This is a genomic window from Streptomyces sp. NPDC086519, from assembly GCF_040686075.1.
Taxonomy (GTDB): Bacteria; Actinomycetota; Actinomycetes; order Streptomycetales; family Streptomycetaceae; genus Streptomyces; species Streptomyces shenzhenensis.
The window spans coordinates 151942-175126 of sequence record NZ_JBFBJL010000009.1; the positions used below are offsets into that span (position 1 = coordinate 151942).

At 72.6% G+C, this 23185-nt stretch carries 21 protein-coding genes; 12 read left to right on the forward strand and 9 right to left on the reverse strand.

Features of this window, described 5'->3' with window-relative positions; genetic code table 11:
• The first annotated feature begins 51 nt into the window (after positions 1–51).
• Together AB0P24_RS11790 and AB0P24_RS11795 are read left to right on the forward strand one after the other, a co-directional pair.
• Positions 52–1566 carry a M1 family metallopeptidase gene (locus tag AB0P24_RS11790; protein WP_365792726.1) on the forward strand — a complete coding sequence of 505 codons (1515 nt, stop codon included), beginning with the start codon at positions 52–54 and terminating at the stop codon, positions 1564–1566.
• A gap of 214 nt (positions 1567–1780) precedes the next feature.
• Complete coding sequence (locus AB0P24_RS11795) at positions 1781–3772, forward strand: peptidoglycan recognition family protein (RefSeq protein WP_365792728.1); 1992 nt, start codon at positions 1781–1783, stop codon at positions 3770–3772.
• Positions 3773–3800: 28 nt separating this feature from the next.
• Here the strand turns inward: AB0P24_RS11795 and AB0P24_RS11800 are convergent, their stop codons facing one another.
• On the reverse strand, positions 3801–4604 hold the full coding sequence (locus tag AB0P24_RS11800) for a L,D-transpeptidase family protein (RefSeq protein WP_365792730.1): 804 nt from the start codon (positions 4602–4604) through the stop codon (positions 3801–3803).
• A gap of 195 nt (positions 4605–4799) precedes the next feature.
• On the opposite strand from AB0P24_RS11800, the gene AB0P24_RS11805 reads away from it, so the two are divergent.
• The 4 genes from AB0P24_RS11805 to AB0P24_RS11820 all read left to right on the forward strand — a co-directional run bounded on the left by AB0P24_RS11805 (position 4800) and on the right by AB0P24_RS11820 (position 9409).
• Positions 4800–6647 carry an ABC transporter ATP-binding protein gene (locus AB0P24_RS11805; RefSeq protein ID WP_365792732.1) on the forward strand — a complete coding sequence of 616 codons (1848 nt, stop codon included), beginning with the start codon at positions 4800–4802 and terminating at the stop codon, positions 6645–6647.
• Complete coding sequence (locus AB0P24_RS11810) at positions 6644–8425, forward strand: ABC transporter ATP-binding protein (RefSeq protein ID WP_365792734.1); 1782 nt, start codon at positions 6644–6646, stop codon at positions 8423–8425. The genes AB0P24_RS11805 and AB0P24_RS11810 overlap by 4 nt, the downstream gene beginning before the upstream one ends.
• Before the next feature lie 207 nt (positions 8426–8632).
• A complete protein-coding gene (locus AB0P24_RS11815) occupies positions 8633–9103 on the forward strand; it encodes a DUF5709 domain-containing protein (protein ID WP_365792736.1) in 471 nt (156 codons plus the stop codon).
• 45 nt (positions 9104–9148) lie between these two features.
• Positions 9149–9409 carry a type B 50S ribosomal protein L31 gene (locus tag AB0P24_RS11820; protein WP_365792738.1) on the forward strand — a complete coding sequence of 87 codons (261 nt, stop codon included), beginning with the start codon at positions 9149–9151 and terminating at the stop codon, positions 9407–9409.
• Between the two features lie 41 nt (positions 9410–9450).
• On the opposite strand, the gene AB0P24_RS11825 is transcribed toward AB0P24_RS11820, so the two are convergent.
• Positions 9451–10245: a metal-dependent hydrolase gene (locus tag AB0P24_RS11825; RefSeq protein WP_365792740.1), complete on the reverse strand. Its 795-nt coding sequence runs from the start codon at positions 10243–10245 to the stop codon at positions 9451–9453.
• 145 nt (positions 10246–10390) lie between these two features.
• Between AB0P24_RS11825 and AB0P24_RS11830 the strand changes: the two genes are divergently transcribed.
• Both AB0P24_RS11830 and AB0P24_RS11835 read left to right on the forward strand, forming a co-directional pair.
• The gene (locus AB0P24_RS11830) at positions 10391–12904 is read left to right on the forward strand and encodes a DUF3516 domain-containing protein (protein ID WP_365792742.1); all 2514 of its coding nucleotides are present in this window, start codon (positions 10391–10393) and stop codon (positions 12902–12904) included.
• A gap of 52 nt (positions 12905–12956) precedes the next feature.
• Entirely contained in the window at positions 12957–13823 is an 867-nt protein-coding gene (locus AB0P24_RS11835) for an acyl-CoA thioesterase II (protein ID WP_365792744.1), read from the forward strand.
• Positions 13824–13856: 33 nt separating this feature from the next.
• On the opposite strand, the gene AB0P24_RS11840 is transcribed toward AB0P24_RS11835, so the two are convergent.
• Together AB0P24_RS11840 and AB0P24_RS11845 are read right to left on the reverse strand one after the other, a co-directional pair.
• A complete protein-coding gene (locus AB0P24_RS11840) occupies positions 13857–14726 on the reverse strand; it encodes a DUF6397 family protein (RefSeq protein WP_365792746.1) in 870 nt (289 codons plus the stop codon).
• A gap of 127 nt (positions 14727–14853) precedes the next feature.
• Positions 14854–15267, reverse strand: a complete 414-nt coding sequence (locus tag AB0P24_RS11845) for a roadblock/LC7 domain-containing protein (RefSeq protein WP_365792823.1) — start codon at positions 15265–15267, stop codon at positions 14854–14856.
• 100 nt (positions 15268–15367) lie between these two features.
• Between AB0P24_RS11845 and AB0P24_RS11850 the strand changes: the two genes are divergently transcribed.
• The gene (locus AB0P24_RS11850) at positions 15368–15796 is read left to right on the forward strand and encodes a PPOX class F420-dependent oxidoreductase (protein ID WP_365792748.1); all 429 of its coding nucleotides are present in this window, start codon (positions 15368–15370) and stop codon (positions 15794–15796) included.
• A 3-nt stretch (positions 15797–15799) separates the two neighbouring features.
• On the opposite strand, the gene AB0P24_RS11855 is transcribed toward AB0P24_RS11850, so the two are convergent.
• The 5 genes from AB0P24_RS11855 to AB0P24_RS11875 form a co-directional block, all read right to left on the reverse strand.
• Positions 15800–16405, reverse strand: coding sequence for an ATP/GTP-binding protein (locus tag AB0P24_RS11855; protein ID WP_365792750.1), 606 nt, complete (start codon positions 16403–16405; stop codon positions 15800–15802).
• A gap of 186 nt (positions 16406–16591) precedes the next feature.
• Positions 16592–17005, reverse strand: coding sequence for a DUF742 domain-containing protein (locus tag AB0P24_RS11860; RefSeq protein WP_365792752.1), 414 nt, complete (start codon positions 17003–17005; stop codon positions 16592–16594).
• 18 nt (positions 17006–17023) lie between these two features.
• Positions 17024–17461: a roadblock/LC7 domain-containing protein gene (locus tag AB0P24_RS11865; RefSeq protein ID WP_365792754.1), complete on the reverse strand. Its 438-nt coding sequence runs from the start codon at positions 17459–17461 to the stop codon at positions 17024–17026.
• Positions 17458–19962: a nitrate- and nitrite sensing domain-containing protein gene (locus tag AB0P24_RS11870; protein ID WP_365792756.1), complete on the reverse strand. Its 2505-nt coding sequence runs from the start codon at positions 19960–19962 to the stop codon at positions 17458–17460. The genes AB0P24_RS11865 and AB0P24_RS11870 overlap by 4 nt, the downstream gene beginning before the upstream one ends.
• Before the next feature lie 37 nt (positions 19963–19999).
• On the reverse strand, positions 20000–20773 hold the full coding sequence (locus AB0P24_RS11875; protein ID WP_365792758.1) for an MHYT domain-containing protein: 774 nt from the start codon (positions 20771–20773) through the stop codon (positions 20000–20002).
• A gap of 150 nt (positions 20774–20923) precedes the next feature.
• On the opposite strand from AB0P24_RS11875, the gene AB0P24_RS11880 reads away from it, so the two are divergent.
• The 3 genes from AB0P24_RS11880 to AB0P24_RS11890 all read left to right on the forward strand — a co-directional run bounded on the left by AB0P24_RS11880 (position 20924) and on the right by AB0P24_RS11890 (position 23180).
• The gene (locus AB0P24_RS11880) at positions 20924–21523 is read left to right on the forward strand and encodes a class I SAM-dependent methyltransferase (protein WP_365792760.1); all 600 of its coding nucleotides are present in this window, start codon (positions 20924–20926) and stop codon (positions 21521–21523) included.
• Positions 21524–21869: 346 nt separating this feature from the next.
• Positions 21870–22175, forward strand: a complete 306-nt coding sequence (locus tag AB0P24_RS11885) for a hypothetical protein (protein WP_365792761.1) — start codon at positions 21870–21872, stop codon at positions 22173–22175.
• Between the two features lie 165 nt (positions 22176–22340).
• Positions 22341–23180, forward strand: coding sequence for a hypothetical protein (locus AB0P24_RS11890; protein ID WP_365792763.1), 840 nt, complete (start codon positions 22341–22343; stop codon positions 23178–23180).
• The last annotated feature ends 5 nt before the right edge of the window (positions 23181–23185 follow it).

Below are 23185 nucleotides of genomic sequence, written 5' to 3' on the forward strand. Positions count from 1 at the left end.
ACCGCAGGAACATATGATGCTATAAGCGACTTCACCTGACACAGTGCTGCCATGGAGATCATGGCCGCTCGCGCACTGCGCGCCGCCCTCGCGCTCGCGGGAGCCGTCGCACTCACCGGCACCGGCTGCTCAGCCGGTGTCCCCTACCGGGGCGACGGCTCCGCCGCCCCCGGCGCCTCGGCGGCCCCGCCCGGCCCCGCACCGTCCCCCGGCGCACCCGGCATCGGCGACCCGCTCATGCCGCTGGACGGCAACGGCGGCTACACCGTCCGCCGTTACACGCTCGACCTCGACTGGCGGGCCCCCGAGACCCCCTTCCCCGCAGGTACCACCATCAGCGCCGTCGCCACCCAGGCCCTGTCCCGTTTCGACCTGGACTTCGCCGGCAACGCGCTGCACCGGGTCACCGTCGACGGCGCGCCGGCCGCCGCCGTGCGCGACGGCGACGAACTCGTCGTCACGCCCGCACGACCGATCCCGCGCGGCACCGCGTTCACCGTCCGCGTCGCCTACACCGCCGACCCCACCCAGCGACGACGGCGAAGCGACGCGATCCGGGAGTACGGCTGGGTGCCCACCCCCGACGGCACGCTGATCTGCGCTCAGCCCGACGGCGCGAAAATGATCTTCCCGGTCAACGACCACCCCAGCCTGCGGGCCCCCGTCACCTTCCGCATCACCACCCCGCCGGGCCTGCACGCGGTGGCCAACGGCCGGCTCGTCGACCGCGTCCGGCGGCCCGGCGGACGGGTCCGCTGGACGTACGACTCCGAGGAGCCCATCGCGGCGCAACTGGTCCAAGTGGCGATCGGGAAGTTCGCGTTCGTCGACAGCGAGGGGCCGCGCGGCCTGCCGGTGCGTGACGTCGTTCCCGACGGCCTGGTCACCGACACCGAGGCCGGCCGCTCGCTCACCCCGCAGCACCTGGCCTGGCTGGAACAGCGCCTCGGGCCGTATCCGTTCCGCCGCTACGGCGTACTCGTCGGCGACACCGACCTGCCGGTGGCGCTGGAGACGCAGTCGCTGTCCGTCGTACCGAAGGACGACCTGCTGGGTGACCGGGTCGACGCCGAACGCAACCTCGTCCACGAGCTGACCCACCATTGGACGGGGGACAGCGTCGCCATCAGACGCTGGTCCGACCTGTGGCTGAGCGAGGGTCACGCCCGTTTCTACGAACGGCTGTACTCCGCGGAGCACGGCGGCGTGAGCATGGAGGACGCCATGCGGGCGGCGTACGAGCAGCACGACCAGTGGCGCCACGACGACGGGGCCCCGGCCGAGCCCACGGAGCCCACGCTGTTCAAGGTGATGCGCTACGACGGCTCGGCACTGGTGCTGTACGCCCTCCGGGAGAAGGTGGGTGACGACACGTTCGGCCGGATCGAGCGCACCTGGGTGACGCGGTACCGGGGGCGCGCGGCCGGTACCCGGGACTTCGTCGCGCTCGCCTCCGAGGTCGCGGGGAAGGACCTGACGCCCTTTCTGACGCCGTGGCTCCACGGCCCCGACACGCCGCCGATGCCGGGCCATCCCGACTGGCGGGTGGACCCGGTCGAGGACTGAGTCATCGCGGTGCGCGGCCGCCGCCGGATGCCGAGCCGTTGCCCGCCGACCGGGTGGCCTGTGCCGGGGCGCTGGGCCACCCGGTCGACGCTCGGCGCGCCGTGTCGCGCCGGGCACGGAAACGTACGAGGGGTGACGTGATGGGCAACCCCCTTGCCCTGGTTGCGACGAGCGTGCTTGGAGACCCTCAGCAAGCGGTTGGAGACCCTCTGGTATGAGAAGAACTGTCGCTCCACGTGTGCCCAGTGCCCTCCGGACGTGCCGTCTGACGGCCTGCCTGATCGCGACGGCCGCACTGCTGCCACCGCTGCTGATCCTTCCGGCGTGCAGCACCGACGACTCCGAGGACCAGCGTCTGCAACACGCCTTCACGGACGCCGCGCGCGAGTTCCACGTGCCACGCAGCGTGCTCATGAGCGTGTCCTACATGCAGTCGCGCTGGGACACCCACCCGGGTACCCCGAGCGTTGCGGGGGGCTACGGCCCGATGCACCTGGTGGACACCGCACGCGCCCCTGCCCCGGCAACAGCTCCGGGCCCGCAGGGGGCGAACGGCCGCCAGGCCGACCCGCTGGCGGGCACGGCGTTCTCCGCCGGCGGTCACGCCGTGCAGCCTGCCGACCTGGAACACGCCGCCCGCCTGATCAAGGTCCCCGCCGGACAGCTGCGGACGGACGACGTGGCCAACGTCCGCGGCGGCGCGGCGCTGCTGGCCGCCGCGCAACGGCACCTCGGCAAGCCGCTCAGCGCCGACCCCGAGGACTGGTGGCAGGCGGTGGAACGTTTCCCCGGTACCCGTGACGTCACGTCGGCGACCACCTACGCCGACGACGTCTTCGGCCTGATCCGCCGGGGCGCGCACCGGATCACCGCCGAAGGGCAGGAGGTCACCCTCCCCGCCACCCCGGGCGTCAGAGCGCACCCCGGCCCGCAGACCCCCAAACGGCCGAAGAATGTCGAGTGCCCGCCCGAACTGTCCTGCGACTGGCTCGCCGCTCCCTACGAGCAGATCGACGACGACGGCGACTACGGCAACCACGACCTCGCCGACCGTCCCCGCGACCAGAAGATCGAGTACATCGTCATCCACGACACCGAGTCGACGCTGTCGAACATGTTCAAGACCGTGCAGGACCCGACCGAGGCGTCCTGGCACTACTCGATCCGCTCGAGCGACGGCCACATCACCCAGCACATCAGGACGAAGGACGAGGCCTGGCACTCCGGCAGCAAGTTCGTGAACGCCCGCTCGATCGGCGTCGAGCACGAGGGTTTCCTCACCCACCCCGGTACCTGGTACACCGAGCAGATGTACCGGTCCTCGGCCCGGCTGGTGCGCTACCTGGCGAAGAAGTACGGCGTCCCGATGGACCGGCAGCACATCTTCGGCCATGACAACGTGCCGTCTCCGACGGGCGACAGCATCCCGGAGATGCACGAGGACCCGGGGCCGTTCTGGGACTGGCGGCACTACTTCGACCTCCTCGGCGCCCCGCTGAAGGCCACGGCCGGACCGGACAGCCCCATGGTGATGATCCTGCCGGACTACGCCACCCACAAACCGCGGTTCACGGGGTGCAACGGCGACGGCCGGAAGTGCCCGCCGCACGGCTCCAGCGCCGTCCGCCTGTACACCCGTCCGGCCGAGAACGCTCCGCTGATCCAGGACCCGGGCCGCAGGCCGGACGGCGACCCGTCCACGGAGGACGTCAGCGACCTGGGTTCGCGGGTCTCCGCCGGACAGACCTTCGCCGTGGCCGACCGCCGCGGCGAGTGGACGGCGATCTGGTACCAGGGCCACAAGGCGTGGTTCAAGAACCCCAAGGCGCACCCGACGGCCGTCGGCGCGAGCGGCCGCATGGTGACGCCGAAGCAGGGCCTGACCGAGATCCCGGTGTTCGGGCGGGCTCTCCCGGAGGAGGAGGCCTACCCGGACGGGATGGAGGAGGAAGAGGAGTCGCCGCTGCCGTACAGCCTGCGGGCCGGTCAGCGGTACGTGACGCAGTCCGGCCTCGGCGGCTCCTACGTCGACCGGTCCACCTTCTCCACCACGCCTCAGCCCGTGGTACTGGGCCAGCAGAGGTACTACGAGATCCAGCTCGGCCACCGGCTCGCCTACGTCCGGGCGGACGACGTGGACCTGGTGGACGCGAACGGCGGCGCGGCGGCCCCGTCCGGCGGTGCGGCGGGGCCGGGCGGACAGTGACACCGGGCGGGGCCGGGGCCGGGCCGCGTCACGACAGGAGGGTCGGCCGGTCCCCCATCACCACGACGGGGTCGCGGGCCGGGTCGAGTGTGCGCAGCAGGTACTCCATGGCGTCCTTGGGAAGGCCGACGCACGCCGAGGTGCCCCTGCCGTGGTCGAGGTGCAGCCAGATACTGCCGCCCCTGCCGTCGCCCCAGGGGTGGGTGGTGTCGTGCGGCGGTGTGCCCCGCAGACGGTTGTAGTCGATGGCGATGACGTAGTCGAAGTCGTGCTGGTACGCCGGGCTCCAGTAGCGCGGAGGTGCGTAGAGGTCCCGGCCCTGGTCGTAGGAAAGCCGCGTGCCCGGGTCGGGGAGCACCCCGCCGGCGTCGGTGACCGTGAACACGCCCACCGGGCTGCGTCCGTCACCGGCGTGGTGGTCGCTGGTCCAGCCGGACCGTCCGTTGTGGGCGGGCCAACTGCCCGCCGGCCGCCAGCCGTCGCCGTCCCGAGTGCCCCGCGTGTACAGCACGACCGTGGAGTCGGCCGAGTCCTTGTCCTCGCCGTACACCGCGACGACCTGGCCGGAGTCGGCGGGAATCTCCGCCCGCAACAGCTCGCCGACGCCCGGGATCCGGCCCGGATCCCCGACGGGCCCGGCCCGGTCCGGCTGCCCGGCCGGGCCGGCTCCGGCGGCCCGTGGGGCTCTCGGCGGTCCGGCTCCGGCGTGCGGCCCCGGCAGCCCGTTCTTCGCGCCACCGCTCTGTGACGCCTCGCAGGCGCCCAGGGTCGCCAGGACGGCTCCGAGAACCACCGCCGTGACGGTCGCCCGCCGGACGCTCTTGATCTGCACCCGGCCATCCTGACATCACATACCGGGCAATTCATTGAATCTCTACACATTGAGCGCGTGTTGAGCGGCGAGACCTGGCCGGAAGGGGGTGGATTTCGACGGCCGTCAGGGAAAACCGTTTGATTTCGACGACGCTCCGACGCGAACCTTTCACGGCTTGTCGCCGCCTTTCCCGACCCGAGCCGCTGGGACGCCATGCAGATTCAAGACCTTCCGTACTCCGATCCGGGCGTGCCGGACGCGCGTTCGGGCCCCCGATTCCTGTGGTGGCTGGGACGGAATCAGCTGGGCGGTCAGCTCAAGGCACTGGCCTGGGGACTGCTGCACTTCGTGTCCGTCTCCGCGCTCCCGTTCTGCGTGGGGCTCGCCGTCCAGGCCGTCGTCGACCACTCCGGCGCCCGGCTGGCCCTGACGGGCGGTCTACTGGTGCTGTGCGGTACGGCGATCGCCGTCGGCGACACCTTCCTGCACCGGGCCGCCGTCACCAACTGGATCACCGCGGCCGCCCGGGTCCAGCAACTGCTCGCCCGCAAGGCCACCCAGCTGGGCTCCGCGCTGACCCGGCGGGTGGCGGCCGGTGAGGTGGTGGCCGTCTCCACCGGCGACGTCGAGAAGATCGGCTGGTTCGTCGAGGCGGTCTCCCGCTTCACCGCCGCCGCCGTGACGGTCGTCGTGGTCGGCGTCGCCCTGCTCTTCTACCAGCCGGCCCTCGGCTGGGTCGTCGCCGCCGGCCTGCCCCTGGTCGCGCTCTCCGTCCTGCCGCTGCTGCCCCGGGCCACCCAGCGCGCCGACCTCCAGCGCGCCAAGGCCGGCCGGGCCACGGAGCTGGCCTCCGACACCGTCGCGGGACTGCGCGTGCTGCGCGGCATCGGCGGCGAGGACCTCTTCCTCGACCGCTACCGCCGCGCCTCCCAGGAGGTACGGCACGCCGCCGTGCGCAGCGCCCGGATGTGGTCGCTGATCTCCGCGATCCAGGTGCTGCTGCCCGGGCTGCTGCTGATCGCGGTCGTCTGGCACGGGGTGAGCCTGGCCCGGCAGGGCCGCGTCACCGTCGGTGAACTGGTCACCGTCTACAGCGCGGTCATGATCCTCAACTACCCCTTGCAGCACTTCACCGAGATCGCCATGGCCTACTCCTTCTCGCGCCCGTCGGCGAAACGGGCCGCGCGGGTGCTCTCCCTGGACCGGGCCACGGACACCGGCGGCTCGCGCGCGGACACGGTGCCGGACGGCGACCTGTACGACCCCGCCACCGGCCTGCTCGCTCCCGCGGGCCGGCTGACCGCCGTGGTCTGCGGCGACCCCGACGCGGCCGGACACCTCGCCGAACGGCTGGGCGGCCACCCGGCCGAGGCCGGCACCTCGGTACTGCTCGGCGGCGTCCCGCTCGACGAACTGCCCCTGGAGACCGCCCGCACCGCGGTGCTCGTCCAGGACAAGGACCCGGTGCTGCTGTCCGGTTCACTGCGGGAGCTGCTCGACGTGCCGGCCTCCGGAGCCGTGCGGGCCGAGGACGCGCTGGCCGCCGCCGAGTGCGCGGACGTCCTGGAGGCCCTGGTCCAGGGCTCACTGGGCGTCACCGACCCGCTGGACGCCCGGATCACCGAGCGGGGCCGGTCGCTGTCCGGCGGGCAGCGCCAGCGGCTCGCGCTGGCCCGGTCCCTGATCACCGATCCCGGGGTGCTGGTCCTGGACGAACCCACCTCCGCCGTCGACTCGCACACCGAGGCCCGGATCGCGGAGGGAATCCACGCGCTGCGGTCCGGCCGTACGACCGTGGTGTTCACCTCCTCGCCGCTGCTGCTCGACCGGGCCGACCGGGTGGTCCTCGTCCACGAAGGCGAGGCCGTGGCGGTCGGCGTGCACCGCGAACTGGTGCGCACCGAGCGGCGGTACCGGGCGGTGGTGACACGTGAGCCGGACGACGAGGGCTCCCTGCGCGGCGTCCTGGACGAAGAGGCCGAGCTGCGCGGCGCGGCGCTGGAAGAGAACGAAGTCGCGCTCCGGGGCGCGGCGCTGGAAGAGATCGAGGAGAGCGCATGATCGGCGTCGCGCCACCGACATACGACCCGGCGGCCCCGACGACGGCCACCACCCTGCCCGTCGGCGCCCCCGCGACCGTGCGTGCCTACGTGGCCGAACTGTTCCGCCGGCACCGCCGGGCCTTCATTCTTCTCATCGCCGTCAACACGGTGGCCGTGGTCGCCTCCATGGCCGGCCCCTACCTGCTGGGCGGGCTCGTCGAGCGGGTCTCCGACGGCGCCCGCGACCTCCATCTGGGCCTGACCATCGGCCTGTTCGTGCTCGCGCTCGCCGTCCAGGCCGTCTTCGTGCGCGAGGTACGGCTGCGGGGTGCCGTGCTGGGCGAGCGGATGCTGGCCGATCTGCGTGAGGACTTCCTCGTCCGGTCGGTCCGGCTGCCGCCAGGCGTCCTGGAGCGGGCGGGCACGGGCGACCTGCTGTCCCGGATCACCACGGACATCGACCGGCTCGCCAACGCCATGCGGGAGGCCGTGCCGCAGCTGTCGATCGGCGTGGTGTGGGTGGTGCTGCTGATCGGCGGACTCGGGGTCACGGCTCCGCCGCTGGCCGCCACCGTGCTGCTGGCCCTGCCGGTCCTGGTGGTCTCCTGCCGCTGGTACTTCAGGCGGGCGCCCGCCGGCTACCGCTCCGAGGCCGCCGGGTACGCGTCCGTGGCCGCCGCCCTCGCGGAGTCCGTCGACGCCGGACACACCATCGAGGCGCACCGGCTCGGCACCCGCCGCATCGCCCTGTCCGAGCGGCGGGTCAAGGAGTGGACGGCTTGGGAGCGCTACACCCTGTGGCTGCGGTCGGTGCTGTTCCCGGCGATCAACGCCACCCACACCACGGTCCTCGGCTCCGTGCTGATGATCGGCGGCGTCTTCGTCCTCAAGGGCTGGATCGACGTCGGACAGCTGACGACGGGCGCGCTGATCGCCCAGATGCTCGTCGAGCCGGTCAACCTGATCCTGCGCTGGTACGACGAGGTCCAGGTCGCCCAGGTGTCCCTGGCCCGGCTGGTCGGCGTCCGGGACATCGAGCCGGACGCCGGGGACGCCGCGCTGGCCCCCGCCGGCCGGGAGGTGCACGCGGACGAGGTCCGCTTCGGCTACCTCCAGGGCGTCGACGTGCTGCGCGAGGTCTCCCTGGAGGTCGCGCCCGGCACCCGGCTGGCCCTGGTCGGCCCCTCGGGAGCGGGCAAGTCCACCCTGGGCCGGCTGCTCGCCGGGATCTACGCGCCCCGGGCCGGCCGGATCACCCTCGGCGGCGCGGAACTGTCCCGGATGACGGCCGAGCGGGTCCGTTCCCATGTCGCCCTCGTGAACCAGGAGCACCACGTCTTCGTGGGCTCCCTGCGCGACAACCTGCTGCTCGCCCGCACCGACGCCGCGGACGCCGAGCTGTGGGCGGCCCTCGGCGCGGTCGACGCGGACGTGTGGGCGCAGGCCCTGGAGGAGGGACTGGACACCGAGGTCGGCTCCGGCGGGCTCGCCCTCACCCCGGCGCAGGCGCAGCAGATCGCGCTGGCCCGGCTGGTGCTGGCCGACCCGCACACGCTGGTCCTGGACGAGGCGACGTCCCTCCTGGACCCCCGCGCCGCCCGCCACCTGGAACGGTCCCTGGCCCGGGTCCTGGACGGCCGCACCGTGGTCGCCATCGCGCACCGGCTGCACACCGCCCATGACGCGGACGTCATCGCCGTGGTCGAGAACGGCCGGATCAGCGAGCTCGGCAGCCACGACACGCTGGTGGCGGCCGACGGCGCGTACGCGGCGCTGTGGCGGTCGTGGCACGGGTGACAGGCCGCGGCGGCCGGGGCACGGGGCGCGGCGCGCCGCAGGTCGTGCCCCGTGCCGTTGCGCGGGTGCGAGCAGGGGTGGAAGGCTGGAGAGCGGCACCGGTTCGGGGGCCGGCCGGGAACCATCCGGTTCTCGGCGCACGCGCCCGCCGGCCGGGGTGCCGGCGGTCCGCCGTACGGACCGCGTCCGCACTCCCTGGAGGTAGCCGTGACCACCGCCGACGGATGGGGGGACGACGTCTACCAGCCCGATGAGTCCGAGATCCGGGAGGACTCGGGTGTGCTCGACGTCGAGGACACACTGGACTTCGACGGCGTCGCCGATCCCCTGGACCGCGGCTGGTCCCCACCGGAGCGGCCGTGGGCGGTGGAGCACACCGGGGTGACCGCGGCGGAGCGCCATCAGGGCGAGACCCTGGACCAGCGGCTCGCCGAGGAGCTGCCCGAGCTGCCGGTCCCCGACGACGACGGCATCGGTGACTGCGACGGCACCGACGGCGAGCCCCTGGACAACGAGGTCGGTGACCTGCGCTCCGGCCGGCTCGTGGCCCCGAACGAGGGCGCACACGAGGACGACGAGAACGGCCTGGTCGCAAGTGACGTCGGCATCGACGGCGCCGGGGCCTCCGCCGAGGAGGCCGCGGTGCACATCATCGACGAGGACGCGACCTACGGCTGAGCCCGGCCGCCCCTGCCCGACCGACCCGTTCTTCGAGGAGCCGCCATGCAGCAGGACAAGCACCCCGACTACCACCCGGTGGTCTTCCGGGACCGTGCCGCCGGATACGCCTTCCTCACCCGGTCCACCGCGAGCAGCGACCAGACCATCGAGTGGGACGACGGCGAGACGTACCCGGTGGTCGACGTGGAGATCTCGTCCGAGAGCCACCCCTTCTACACCGGGAAGGCCCGCACCGTGGACTCCGAGGGCCGCGTCGCCGCGTTCGAGCGCCGCTACGGGAGTGGCTCGGAGAACGCGGGCTGACGCGCGGGGCGCACCGGTCCGGTGGCCGGCCGGGCCTCGGGTCAGATCACGTTCAGAGCGGCGGCGCAGCCTATGCCGCCGAGCACCATGAACACCGGCATGAGCACCCTCAGCTCGACCCAGCTGCCGGCACGGAACCGGATCGCCTTCGGCGGCCCCACCGGATACCAGCGCTTGCGGCCGATCGGTATGGGCCACAGGATCGGGCAGCCCGAGACGGTCAGCGCGTCCCCGATGTCGTGCACCAGCGCCCCCAGCACCACTGGCAGCCCCAGCCACAGGTACTCCTGGCCGGGCTGGGTGAACAGCCAGTCCGAGCCGTTGCCCGGCTTGTCCAGGGTGCCGGCCAGGATCCAGGCGCTGGTCGCCGCCAGCAGCCACACCAGTACGTCGCTGCTGGAGCCGCGGGCCGCCCGCCACAGCAGCCCTTCGATCGCCAGCACCATGTGCGCGAAGAGGATCGCCAGCACCGCCCAGCGGCCGCCCAGGATCGCGGCGGCCGAGCAGCCTACACCGATCAGCACGGCCCACAGCCAGGTGTGGGTCAGCGTGCGGTGGCCGCCGGAGCGGCGCGGGTCGCCCTGCTTCCGGGTCGCCTTGTAGACGGCGTAGGAGAGCTTGTCGACGATCTCGCAGAGCCAGCGCGACAGCGGTCCGAAGGCGCGGGAGATGGTGGCGGCCTTGTGGTCGAGGTCGGGGGCGAGCGCGGCACCGGCGCAGATCAGCGCCCCGACCAGCAGCACCGGCCAGGGCATCGGGTGCCCGGCCGCGGCGGCCGCCGCTCCGACGCCGAGCCAGGCGGCGGCTCCCGACAGTGAGTGTGCTGGTCCCATCATGGCCGTTGCCCGCCCCATTCCTCGTGTGCCGCTGTCCAGTTGACCGGGTGCGTTGACGCTCCGTCGGCGTCACAGCGTAGCGGTCATGATCTTCGCGCTCGAAGCCGATTCCCCCCTCGGCGGGTGGGCCAGGCAAGATGGGGGCGTGACCCTCATCGATCAGCTGCCGCCGACCGCCGACCCCGACGCCCTGTACGAAGCCTTCGAGGCGTGGGCCCAGGAGCGCGGTCTCACGCTCTACCCCCACCAGGAGGAGGCGCTGATCGAGGCGGTCTCCGGGGCGAACGTGATCGTGTCGACGCCGACCGGCTCCGGTAAGAGCATGATCGCCGCGGGCGCGCACTTCGCCGCGCTGGCCCGGGACGAGGTCACCTTCTACACGGCCCCGATCAAGGCGCTGGTGTCGGAGAAGTTCTTCGAGCTGTGCAAGCTCTTCGGCACCGAGAACGTCGGCATGCTCACCGGCGACGCCTCCGTGAACTCCGACGCGCCCGTCATCTGCTGCACCGCAGAGGTCCTCGCCTCCATCGCGCTGCGCGACGGCAAGCAGGCGGACGTCGGCCAGGTCGTCATGGACGAGTTCCACTTCTACGCGGAGGGCGACCGCGGCTGGGCCTGGCAGATCCCGCTCCTCGAACTGCCCCAGGCCCAGTTCATCCTCATGTCGGCCACCCTCGGCGACGTCTCCTTCTTCGAGCAGGACCTCACCCGCCGCACCGGCCGCCCCACCGCGGTGGTCCGCTCGGCGACCCGCCCGGTGCCGCTGTCCTACGAGTACAAGCTCACCCCGCTGACCGAGACGCTCACGGAGCTGCTGGAGGGCAGGCAAGCGCCGGTGTACATCGTGCACTTCACGCAGGCGCAGGCGGTGGAGCGGGCGCAGGCGCTGATGAGCATCAACATGTGTTCGAAGGAGGAGAAGGAGCAGATCGCCGAGCTGATCGGCAACTTCCGCTTCACCACCAAGTTCGGCCGCAACCTCTCCCGTTACGTCCGGCACGGCATCGGCGTACACCACGCCGGCATGCTCCCCAAGTACCGGCGCCTGGTGGAGAAGCTCGCCCAGGCCGGTCTGCTGAAGGTCATCTGCGGCACCGACACCCTGGGCGTGGGCGTCAACGTGCCCATCCGCACGGTGCTCTTCACCGCTCTCACCAAGTACGACGGCAACCGGGTGCGCACCCTGCGCGCCCGTGAGTTCCACCAGATCGCCGGCCGCGCGGGCCGGGCCGGTTTCGACACGGCCGGGCTGGTGGTCGCGCAGGCGCCCGAGCACGTCATCGAGAACGAGAAGGCGCTGGCGAAGGCGGGCGACGACCCGAAGAAGCGGCGCAAGGTGGTGCGCAAGAAGGCGCCGGAGGGCTTCGTCGGCTGGACGGAGAACACCTTCGAGAAGCTGATCGCCTCCGAGCCGGAGCCACTGACGTCGCGGTTCCGGGTGACGCACACGATGCTGCTGTCGGTGATCGCCCGCCCGGGGAACGCCTTCGACGCCATGCGCCACCTCCTGGAGGACAACCACGAGCCGCGCAAGCAGCAGCTGCGGCACATCCGCCGGGCCATCGCGATCTACCGCTCGCTGCTCGACGGCGGCATCGTCGAGAAACTCGACGAGCCCGACGCCACCGGCCGTGTCGTGCGGCTCACGGTCGACCTTCAGCAGGACTTCGCGCTCAACCAGCCGCTGTCGACCTTCGCCCTGGCCGCGTTCGAACTCCTCGACCCCGAGTCGCCCTCGTACGCCCTCGACATGGTGTCCGTGGTCGAGTCCACGCTGGACGATCCGCGCCAGATCCTGGCCGCCCAGATGAACAAGGCGAAGGGTGAGGCCGTCGCCGCGATGAAGGCGGACGGCGTCGAGTACGAGGAGCGCATGGAGCGTCTCCAGGACATCACGTACCCGAAGCCCCTGGAAGAGCTGCTGTTCCACGCGTACAACACGTACCGCAAGAGCCACCCCTGGGTCGGTGACCATCCGCTGTCGCCGAAGTCGGTCATCCGGGACATGTACGAACGGGCGCTCACCTTCACGGAGTTGGTGTCGCTCTACGAGCTGGCCCGCACCGAGGGCATCGTGCTGCGCTACCTCGCGAGCGCGTACAAGGCCCTCGACCACAACATCCCGGACGACCTGAAGTCCGAGGACCTGCAGGACCTGATCGAGTGGCTGGGCGAGATGGTCCGCCAGGTCGACTCCAGCCTGCTGGACGAGTGGGAGCAGCTCGCCAACCCGGAGGAGATGACCGCCGAGGAGGCCCAGGAGAAGGCCGACGAGGTCAAGCCGGTCACCGCCAACGCGCGCGCCTTCCGGGTCCTGGTGCGCAACGCGATGTTCCGCCGGGTGGAGCTCGCCGCCCTCGACCAGGTCGACGAACTGGGCGAGATGGACGCGGAGTCCGGCTGGGACGCCGAGGCCTGGGGCGAGGCGATGGACAAGTACTGGGACGAGTACGAGGACCTGGGCACCGGCCCCGACGCCCGCGGTCCCAAGCTGCTCGTGATCCAGGAGGAGCCGCAGAACGGGCTGTGGCGTGTCCGCCAGATCTTCGACGACCCGAACGACGACCACGACTGGGGCATCAGCGCGGAGATCGACCTGACGGCCTCCGACGCCGAGGGCCGGGCGATCGTCCGCGTCACCGACGTCGGCCAGCTCTGAGCAGCCCCGGAACAGGTCCGAGCACAGGCCCCAGCACAGGAGAATCCCACCCATGACCAACCCGGCCGAGAGACTGGTCGACCTGCTCGACCTGGAGCAGATCGAGGTCAACATCTTCCGGGGCCGCAGCCCCCAGGAGTCCCTCCAGCGGGTCTTCGGCGGCCAGGTGGCCGGCCAGGCGCTGGTCGCCGCCAGCCGCACCACGGAGAGCGACCGTCCGGTGCACTCGCTGCACGCGTACTTCCTGCGCCCAGGTCGGCCGGGCGTGCCGATCGTGTACCAGGTCGAACGGGTCCGCGACGGACGGTCGTTCACGACGCGCCGGGTCACCGCCGTGCAGCAGGGCCGCACGATCTTCAATCTGACCGCCTCCTTCCACAAGCCTCAGCCGGCACCTTTCGAGCACCAGCTGCCGCAACTTCGCGAGGTGGCGCACCCGGAGTCGCTGCCGACGCTCGCGGAGGAGATCCGCAAGCATCTGGGCGAGCTGCCCGAGCAGTTGGAGCGCATGGCGCGCCGCCAGCCCTTCGACATCCGCTACGTCGACCGGCTGCGCTGGCACCCCGAGGAGATAGCGGGCGCCGAGCCGCGCAGCGCGGTGTGGATGCGCGCGGTCGGCCCGCTGGGCGACGATCCGCTGGTGCACACCTGCGCGCTGACCTACGCCAGCGACATGACCCTCCTGGACGCGGTCCGCGTCCCCGTCGAACCGCTGTGGGGGCCGCGGAACTTCGACATCGCCTCACTGGACCACGCCATGTGGTTCCACCGGCCGTTCCGCGCGGACGAGTGGTTCCTGTACGAGCAGGAGTCCCCCATCGCCACGGGCGGTCTGGGCCTGGCCCGCGGGCGGGTCTACGACCTGGACGGGCGGCTGCTGGTGTCGGTCGTCCAGGAGGGGCTGTTCCGGTCGCTCTAGGGATGCGGAAGCGCGCGCGGTCCGGGCCGCCGGTCAGTGGGCGGGCCGCGGATGTCTGCGCAGCAGCCAGCCGCGCAGGCCTTGGGAGAGTCCGGGCCGGTCGGGTGCGCGGTGCCGAGACAGCGCCGCGGGGCGGGGAGCCGGCCGGTGCGTGCGGGCCTGCGCCGCTTCCCGTGCCAGGTCGTGCCGGAACCACTCGATCTCGTCCGGGTCGGCCGCGGTCATGAGCTCCTCGGCGAGCTGCGCGGCCGGTGAGCCCGGCGCGCCGTGCGCGGGCGGGCCCGGCCGCAAGGCCGTCACGTGGGCACGCTCGTGAGGGTCCGTGAGCACGTCGTCGATCTCACCGGGGTCCAGGAAGCCGGCCACCACCCCGGCCCGCTCCCACGGCCCGTCCGCCTGCCGCAGCAGGAATCCGCAGTGGCGTCCGCGCCAGTTACGGGCCCGCTGGTCCGCGCCCGCCCTCAGCCGGTCGCTCAGCTCCGCGGGCGTACGGCCGGTGAGCAGCCGGGCGTTCTTCTCGTCGGCCGCGAACCGGCGTAGTTCCTCCGCCAGATAGAGCCAGACGACGGCCCGGTAGCGATTCGGGTACCACCTGACCGGACTCACCAGACCGAGTTTCGCCACCCGGGTGAACCTGCCCGCCGGGATCCCCATCAGGGCCGCGCCCTCGGTCGTGCCCACGACCCGCACGCTCTCGCGGAGGGTATCCGCCCGGCCCTGGAGCCGGTCGATCTCGGTCCGTGGCACGCGGCGGCCTCCTCCGCCTCCCTCGTCGGGCACGGTGCGGATCCGTCCGAGGTGTACCGCGAGGTCGAACTCAGCCCGCTTGACGCCCAGTTCGCGGGCGGCACGGCTCGGCGCGCAGGTGAGCGGGCGGGGTGGGGCGAAGGTGGTGCCGGACATGGTCGTTCTCCCCCGTGGAGTGGGTGGCTCGCGCCCGGTGCGCTCGCCGTGGGAAAAACCGTAGCCGCTTCGGCGAGACGCGTGGCGAGCCTGTGGATAACTCCACGACGGGGTATGAATTCGCAGGTCAGAGGTCCATCGCGGTGGAGTGCTCCGGTTGCCGGGTGTCCACCGCGAGGTGTTCGCCGACCCGGTTGACCAGCAGGGTCAACTCGTAGGCGATCTGGCCGATGTCTGCCTCCGCTCCGCTGAGCACGCACAGGCAGCTTCCGCTTCCGGCCGCGGTGACGAACAGGACCGCCTCGTCGTACTCGATCATCGTCTGCCGGACCTGGCCCGCGCCGAAGTGGCGTCCGGAGCCCTTGGCGAGGCTGTGCAGCCCGGAGGCGACGGCGGCCAGATGCTCCGCGTCCTCCCGGCGAAGGCCGGTGCTCGCTCCCGTGACCAGTCCGTCGTTCGACAGGACCAGCGCATGCCGTACGTGTTCCACGCGTTCGGTCAGGTCGTCGAGCAGCCAGCCGAGTTTCTGGTTCTGCGCCATCGCCATGTCCAGCGTCTCCCCGCGTACCGTCTCCCCCTGGCTGGAGGATCTCCCCGCCAGCCTTCCCCACCACCGGCGTCCGGGCAAGGAGGATGGGGGCATGGCAGAGAAGATGACCGACGAGGAATGGCGGGCGTTCGTCTCGCACGGCACCCGCACCGGCAAACTGTCCACCGTCAACGCCGACGGCAGCCCGCATGTGGCGCCCGTCTGGTTCCTGCTGGACGGGGACGACCTGGTCTTCAACACGGGTAAGAACACCGTGAAAGGGCGCAATCTCGCCCGGGACGGGCGTGTCGCCCTCTGTGTGGACGACGACCGGCCGCCCTTCCACTTCGTGGTGCTGAACGGGCGAGCACGGCTGTCGGAGGACCTTGGCGAACTGCGTGATTCGGCCACCCGCATCGCGGCCCGTTACATGGGCGAGGAGCGCGCGCAGGAGTTCGGCGCCCGCAACGGCGTCCCGGGGGAACTGCTGGTCCGGGTCACCGTGGAGAAGGTGGTGGCGCTCAAGGACCTCACGGGCTGAGGCTCAGCCCACCGAGTCGAGGAGCCGGGCGGTGTGCATCCGTCCGGCGTACTCGACGAGCCGGATCAGCACCTCCTTGCCGGAATCCCGGTCCCGGGCGTCGCACAGGACCACGGGTGTGCCCTGGTCCAGGTCGAGGGCGCGGGAGACGTCGTGGGCGCCGTAGCTCCGGGCGCCGGTGAAGCAGTTGACGGCGACGACGAACGGGATGTGCCGGTGCTCGAAGTAGTCGACCGCCGGGAAGCAGTCCTCCAGGCGGCGGGTGTCGGCGAGGACGACGGCGCCCAGTGCTCCCTGCGACAACTCGTCCCAGAGGAACCAGAAGCGGTCCTGGCCCGGGGTACCGAAGAGGTACAGGGAGAGGCCGGAGCGGATGGTGATGCGGCCGAAGTCCATGGCGACGGTGGTGGTGACCTTCTGGTCCACGCCGTCCGTGTCGTCCACCAGCTGGCCCGCTTCGCTGAGCATTTCCTCGGTGCGCAGCGGCCGGATCTCGCTGACGGCGCCGACCAGGGTCGTCTTTCCGACGCCGAAGCCGCCGGCGACCAATATCTTCAGCGCCATGGCCGACGTGTCGTCGGCGGTGGACTCGGAGTGCTCGGAGACCATGATCACTTCTCTCGGTGGAGATCGGCGGAGACTGGAGGACCTGCTGCGATGGACGCCGGGACACCGGCGAAGCGGCACGGAACGACGTGAAGCCAGCATCATGGCAACTGCCGCCTGACCGCGAAGGGTTGGACCGGAACGCCGCTGTTTCGACCGGCTCGCGCCCGGTTGCTTCCGGATGCTCGTCTACAGTGCCCGCAATCCCTCGATGACCTCGCGCAGAATCCGTTCGTCGGGCAGCTGGGCCGGTGGCACCGGGCGGCTCACGGTGACCCGCCCCAGTTCCAGCAGGTCGCCCAGGAGCACCCGGACCACGCCCACCGGGAGGTCGGCGCCGGCGGCGAGTTCGGCGACGGACTGCGTCTCCAGCCGGCACAGCTCGACCAGCGCCCGGTGTTCGGGGCCGAGCGCGGCGTCGTCGTCGGTGCCGGCCGCGCCCGGACCGAGGGTGACCAGGGCGATCAGGTCGAGCCTCACACCGGTGGGGCCGGGTGTGGTGCGGCCCCCGGTCATGGCGTAGGGGCGGACCAGGGGCCCGGCCTCGCTGTCGTACCACTGGCTGCCCGGCTCCCACGGGGCGCCGGTCGTGTACTCGGTCATCGGTGGCGGCCTTCCGGCTCAGCCGGCCGCGGGCGGCCGGGCGGCGAGGCGCGGCGCGGTGTACAGGTGCTCGCCGACGCGCTTGACCAGGCGGGCCATCTCGTAGGCGACCAGACCGATGTCGGCGCTCACGCCGGTGAGCAGGGCGAGGCAGGAGCCGTCGCCCGCGGCGGCCACGAAGAGGAAGGCGTCGTCCATCTCGACCATGGTCTGGCGCACCCCGCCCGCCCCGAAGTGCCGCCCGGCGCCCTTGGCCAGGCTGTTGAAACCGGAGGCCACGGCGGCGAGGTGCTCGGCGTCCTCGCGTCTGAGGCCGGTCGAGGCGCCGACGGCGAGGCCGTCGTTGGAGAGCACGACGGCGTGCCGTATCTCGGTGACACGGAGCACCAGGTCGTCCAGCAGCCAGTCGAGTTCGCCGGGGCGCTGGTCTGCCCTCGCGCTCGGGTCCTGGATCATGGGCGGTCTCCTTCGGTTCTGTCGGTGCCCTCTTCGGCTTCCGGGGCGGCGCCGCGTCCGGGTTCGGTGCCGCCGCCGCGCGCCCAGCCGTCGCGGTAGGCGGTCATCCGGTCGCGGACGAGCTCGGGGGTGCGTTCGTCCCGGCTGCGGGCGGGCGCCGGCTCCTCGGCACGGGGATCGCGCAGTTGGGGGGCGAGGCTCGCCTGCCGGACCCGGCGCGGGAGGTCGTCGTCGGAGGGTTCGGAGTCGTGCGGTGGGCGGTGCGGCCTCAAGGTGGTGACTCCGGGGGGCGGGGGCTCGGGCGCGGGGCGCGGTGAGGTGCGGGTGGCGGCGAGGGCCGGCCGGGCGGCGGGGGCGGGCTCCGGGAGGGCGGCGCCGGGCAGGCGCGCATAGGAGTGTGCCGGTGCCTGTTGGGTGTCGGCCGGCGAAGGGCTGGGACGTTCCGGCGAGCCGCCGTGCAGCAGGGCCTTGGGCAGCAGGACCACCGCGGTGGTGCCGCCGTACGGGGAGGTGCGCAGATGCACCTTGATGCCTTGGCGGGCCGCGAGCCTGCTGACCACGAAGAGACCGAGCCGGTCGCTGTCGAACAGGTCGAGGGCCTCGGACTGCTCGATGCGCCGGTTGGCCTCCGCGAGGGTCTCCGGGCCCATGCCGAGCCCGCGGTCCTCGACCTCCAGGGCGTAGCCGTTGCCGACGGGCTCTCCGGTGACGCGCACGCGCGTGTGCGGCGGCGAGAACTGGGCGGCGTTCTCCACGACCTCGGCGAGCAGATGCGTGAGGTCGGCGACGGCCGCGCCGATGACGGCCGCCTCGGGGAGCTGTCGTACCTCCACGCGCGCGTAGTCCTCGACTTCGGACACGGCGGCCCGGACGACGTTGGTCAGGGACACGGGCATCCGCCAGGCCCGGCCGGGGGCGGCTCCGGAGAGAATGATCAGGCTCTCCGCGTGGCGGCGCATGCGGGTGGTGAGGTGGTCGAGGCGGAAGAGGTCGCTCAGTTCGCTGGGGTCGTCGGAGCGGCGTTCCATGCTGTCCAGCAGGCTCAGCTGGCGGTGCACCAGGATCTGGCTCCGGCGGGCGAGGTTGACGAAGACTCCCGAGATGCCGCTGGCGAGTTCGGCGCGTTCCACGGCGGCCCGCAGGGCGGCGCGGTGCACGGTGGCGAGGGCCTCGGCGACCTGTCCGGTCTCGTCCTCGGCGGGTGGCCCCAGGGGCGCCTCGGCACGGACGTCGATCTCCTCGCCGGCCCGCAGCCTGCGCATCGCCTCGGGGAGTTTGCGGCGGGCGATCTCCAGGGCGCTGTTGCGCAGGCTCACCAGCTCGACGACCAGGCCGCGTCCGATGCGCACGGAGATGACGAGCGAGGCGGCCACGGCGAGCAGGCCGAAGAGGACGGCGGCGCCGGCCGGGGTGAGCAGGCCGCGGGCGAACGGATCGGCCCGGCCCGCCACCGCGCGTGCCGTGTCGGCCTCGATGTTCCGCATGCCGTCCTGCACGCGCGCGTGCGTGGTGTCCCAGGTGGCTTCGGGGGCCGCGCCGACCGCTTTGGCTCCGGGTGAGCTCGCGAGGATCCGGTCCTCGGCGGCGCTCAGCGCGGTGTAGTCGTCGCCGTCGGCGAGCCGGTGCCAGGCGGCGCGCTGAGCCCCGGGCAGGTCGGCGACAGCCGCGTCGGTGAGGACGCGGCGGGTGTCGACGGCGCCGGTGAACAACCGCAGTCGCTCGCCGGCGAGGCCGCCGGCCGGCCGGGCGCCGCCGAGGACCGCGTCCTCCTGGGCCAGTGCCTCGCCCGCGCGGGAGAATTCGAGCAGCACGCGCGCGTCGGAGCCCATGTCGTCGGCCTGGATGCCGGTGAGGGCACCGTCCACGGCGAAGGCCGAGGCGATGGCCTGTGTGTACTGCCCGTAGGCGGCGTCCCAGCCGACGCCGCGGCTGCGCACCGCTCGGCGCAGCGTGGGCAGCCGCTCGGCGCCGGTGACGAACGCCTTCAGGCGCAGGGCGACACCGGAGGGCAGTTCCCCGCTGTCGGCGACGGTGCTGTCCTTGCCGAGCCGCAGTGCGGCCACGGCCTGGTCGGTGCGGGCACCGAGCCTCTTGAGGTCGGCGGTCTGTTCGGACGCGGGGTCGGTCGCGTACCGGACCGCGGCGGCCCGCTCGGCCTGGAGCGCGGCCACGGCGGTGGCGACCGGGGTGCGCAGGCCGGCGTCGACGCGCTGGGACTGGCGCAGCCGGGCGACGTCCTGTGCCGTGGTGACCGTGGCGTACGCCCACAGTGCGAGCAGGGACATGACCGGCACCATGAGCAGGCAGACGACCTTGGCCCGCACGGTCCGGGGGCGGATCCGCCAGCCTCCCGCCCGCGCCGGCGCGTTGTCCGCCGCGGTGCCGACGACGACGTCGGCCGGTTCGTCGGCGGGTGGTCCGGCGTGCGCGCGGCGGCCGCGCGGCGGCCGCGGTGACGGTGTCTCCGGGCCTGCTGTGGGGGTCCTACGGGGTGTACGCATGGCCTCCTCGCTCGGGAAAGGGTGGGTCGGCCCCGGGTCAGCGCGCGGCGCCCATGACGGGCCGCTGGGCCGAGGCGGACGCCTCGCGCTCCCCGGCCGTGGGCGAGAGCGCGACGAAGGCCGAGGTGAGGAACAGATAGGAACCGAGGCCGACGGCCAGAGGGAAGATGAACTGCATCGCCGTGGCCCCGGGCAGGGGGCTGCCGGAGGGCGTGACGTGCACGCTGACCGCGAACATCCCGGTGTAGTGCATGCTGCTGACGGCCGCTCCCATGACCAGGGAGGCGACGGTGACCGCGACGGGCGACCTGATGTTGAGCGCCGCCCAGAGGGCCGCGGTCGCGGCGGCCACGGCGATGAGGACGGAGAGCCCGACGAGCGTCGGGTCGTAGCGGACGGCGCCGTGCAGCCGGACGGCCGCCATGCCGATGTAGTGCATGCTGGCGACGCCCAGTCCGGTGGTGAGTCCGCCGAGCAGGAGCGCCCGGTTGCGGTCGCGGCTGTAGCCGACGGCGAAGACGCCGGCGCTGACGACGACCACGGCGACGAGCAGGCTGAGGATGGTCAGCGGCACGTCGTAACGGATGGCGGTGCCGCTGACGCCGAAGCCGAGCATGGCCACGAAGTGCATGGTCCAGATGCCGGTGCCGAGCGCCGAGGCCGCCGTGAGCAGCCAGTTGCGGCGCGAGCGGCCGGTGCTGCCGAGCGCGCGGACGGTGCAGCGCAGCCCCAGTGCGGCGCCTATGCAGGCCATGGCGTACGACAGCACGGGGGTCAGCCAGCCGAAGGTGGCGTGGTCCAGATGTCCCATGGCCCAGGGACGCTAGGGGGCACGGGCGCACAAAGGGGGCGCGTTTCGAAAGGTGCCGCAATATGACTCAGAGATGCGCCGGAACGATCGCGTCCGGCTCGAACATGTGCGCAGGGTCGTCCTCCGTGACGGTGAGGGATCATGCGGACCATGAGCGATGACCACACACATGTCCGGGAGTTCTTCACCGCGCGGGCGGCCGACTGGGACAGCAGGTTCCCCGACGACGGTCCCGCGTACGCTGCCGCCGTCGCCGATCTGAGGCTGCGCGCGGGCGACCGGGTGCTCGACGCGGGCTGCGGCACCGGGCGCGCGCTGCCGCCGCTGCGCCGGGCCGTGGGACCCACCGGCGCTGTCCTCGGGGTGGACCTCACCCCGGCGATGCTCCACGCCGCCCGGCGGGCCGGCCGGGACCGTGACGGGCGGTTGCTGCTCGCCGACGTCGGCGCGCTGCCGGTGCGTTCGGAATCCCTCGACGCCGTGTTCGCCGCGGGCCTGATCGCCCATCTGCCCCGTCCGGCGGAGAACCTGCGGGAGCTCGCGCGCGTCGTCCGCCCCGGCGGCACCCTGGCCCTGTTCCACCCCATCGGCCGGTCCGCTCTGGCGGCGCGGCAGGGACGGCAGATCACGCCGGACGACCTGCGCGCGGAGGGCAACCTCCGCCCACTGCTGGCCGGTTCCGGGTGGCGCATGACGTCGTACGTGGACGAGGACGCCCGGTTCCTGGCACTGGCGGTCCGGGCGGGCTAGCTAGCTAGCTAGCCGGCGACCGCCACGGCGAAGGCGTCGAGGTTCGCCCCGGTGAGCGCCGGCCGCGAGACCGGACCCGGCCGCCGGCGGGGCGGCAGGACGGCGACGCCCCCTTGCGCGGCCCCGTCCTGCGCAAGCACATCGCCGCGCCGACCGGGCATGTGCGGCCCGTCGCCGGGGGCACCCGCCATCTGGTGGTCGAGCGGCTGGAGAGGGCGGGCCCGAAGCCGGGGCCGGCCGAGGTGTCCAGGCGACGCCCTCTTCTGTTGCCGGAGCTTCAACTCTAGGTTCGACAGAGGAAAGCACAGGTTCGGAGGCGACAGCCGACAGGGGCAAGGGGGCCCGCGTGTTCGACCGGATCCGCAGGTACGCAGGCAGATTTCGTGGCACCGAGGACGAGAAAGCGCCGGAATCGCGTCCGAGCCGTGAGCGGCGTACGCATAACTTGTTCGAGGCCGCGGCCGTCTATGTCGCGGCCCGGGCGGAGGACGACCAGGACCGGATCGAGGAAGCGGCGGGCTGGGTGTCGCCGGAGGCGCTGTCGTTCGGGGTGAGCGAGCTGGCGTACCGAGCCGTGATGACCCTGGCACGGGAGCGCGACGAGTCGCCGTCCGCGGTGGCCCGCGCCCTCCTGGGGCTGCCGGTGGCCTGACCCTTCGGTACCGCCGGGGCCGGCGCCGCTTCATCCTCGCCGCCGAGGTCGTTTCGTCCGGTCCCGGTGGAAAACTGCAGCTCCCCATGGAGTGGGCGGTCGTGACAACGGCCTTCCCGTCGCACTAGGGTGCGCGCCGTTGGAAGAACCACTGGGGAGGCAGGGATGGCCGGGACCGACGAGGAGGCCGTCGCCGCGGACGAGGCACTGTATGTGCTCACCGCGGTGCTGCTGACGCCCGCGCAGTTTCCGAGCGTGCTGGGCGACGACTATCCGGAGGCCTGCGCGGCGCTGGAGCTGGCGCCGCGCGTCGACGGCTACGGCCTGGTGCTCGGCCAGGACGGCGACGGGGCACGCTGGACGGTCGTCATCGACGACGTCTCGCTGGTCGCCGTGGCGATCGCGTCCTGGGACTGCGGCATGGAGTACGACCTGTCGCCGGACGAGCGCACGGTGGTCGCCGCCCTGCCCGGCTGGCCGCTGGCGGTCGCCGTGGCGGCCCCCAACGTGCCCGCGCCGCACGACCCCGGGCCGGAGCTGGCGGACCGCGCCGCGCTGGCCCCGCCGGACACCAGCACCTGGGGCCCGGCCCAGCGGCGGCTGGGCGCCGACGAGATCGCCCTCCGGTGGGCGGTCTGGCGGGAGCAGATCAGCGACGACCACTTCCGGACACCGGCGGCCGCGGACGCAGAAGCGTCCGAGGAGGCCACCGAGGACGCCGAGGCGGCCCCGAAGGGTCACCTCGGGATCCGGCGCGTACTGACCGAGGCACGGGCCTACGTGGACACTCCGCCGCCCCTGGGCCGGGTCCGCTCCTCGTTCGCCCCGGGCGACGCCCGTACGCTGCGCGCCGACGGGCCGGGCTGGTCGCTGGTGGCCCGCACCGACGACATCGCCTTCGTGCTCCTCGACGAGGAACCGGGCGAGGTCCTGCCGGTCGGCCGGGGCTCCGAGCTCCCCGGCCTCCTGGAAGCCCTCGACAAGATGGCCGTAAGGCCCCTGTGAGCCCT